Annotated in this window: 1 protein-coding gene; it reads right to left on the reverse strand. The window is 45.2% G+C overall.

Translation table 11 applies throughout. The features are described 5' to 3' along the window. Positions 1-1,059, reverse strand: a 1,059-nt coding sequence (locus R8O70_RS26180; protein WP_318184584.1) for an ATP-binding cassette domain-containing protein, incomplete at both ends; no start/stop codon positions are given.

A 1,059-nucleotide genomic window follows, 5' to 3' on the forward strand; every position in this document is an offset into this window, starting at 1 on the left:
AATGAGAGCCTCAGTTCCTGAATCGATGTTCGCCGTTGCCTCATCCAAAATTAAGATTTTTGGTTTCGCTACTAACACTCGGGCTAACGCAAGTAATTGCTTTTGACCTGCCGAAAGGTTGGTTTCACCTTGGCCGAGTTGAGTGTCTAAGCCGTTTGGATAGCGGTGAATTTGCTCCGACAAACCTACCTTATCTAACGCATCCCATATCTGCTCATCGCTCACTGCTCGGCTAAGAGAAATGTTCTCACGTACAGAGGCTGGGAGAATGTGCGGATCTTGTTGAACCATTGCTACGTCTTTGCGAAGTACGTCTTTACCCAATGTATTAAGTGGCCGCCCATCAATCAATAACTCGCCCACATTGGTTGGATAAAAGCCCATGAGCAAAGATGCTAACGTGCTCTTGCCGCTGCCAGTATGGCCGACCAGCGCGATAAAATCTTGATGAGCCGCTTTCAAGGATATGTCTTTTAATACATCTTGCTTACCATCATAACTGAACGTCAGATTACTTAGCTCAATTGAGCCCGTTTTAAGTGGTTTATGATCGTCACCGTAAGTTTGTGGCTTCGCATCAATCAACTCAAAAACACGTTCACTCGACACCAACGCTTGTTGTAAAAGTGCAAGTTGTTGGGTCATTTCAATCAGAGGTTCGGTCACACGCGCCAAATAACTGATGAACGCATAAAGTACACCGACACCAATCAACTCGACACCATTAAAGCCAAAGATGGCAACTAAGCATAGTAGGGCAAGTCCAGCCAACAGATCCATGAGAGGCCGCAGCAGATACCCGTTTAAGCGAATGACTTTTTTGGACGCGACCAAATGCTCAGCAGTGAGTTCGTTAAACTGTTTATTAAAGCGCTTTTCTTGTTGCATCAGCTGAATCACGCTCATCCCTTGGATTGATTCGCTTAAGTTGGCGTTAATGTCCGTGAGCAAGTCACGCATTCTGCGATAACTCTCGGTACTGAGTTGTTTAAACAGATACATAAAGCCAATTACGATCGGTAACAGAACGAGAACAACCAGCGTCAACTTCCAACTCAT

The sequence above is a fragment of the Vibrio sp. 779(2023) genome, from assembly GCF_033344285.1.
Classification (GTDB): domain Bacteria; phylum Pseudomonadota; class Gammaproteobacteria; order Enterobacterales; family Vibrionaceae; genus Vibrio; species Vibrio alginolyticus.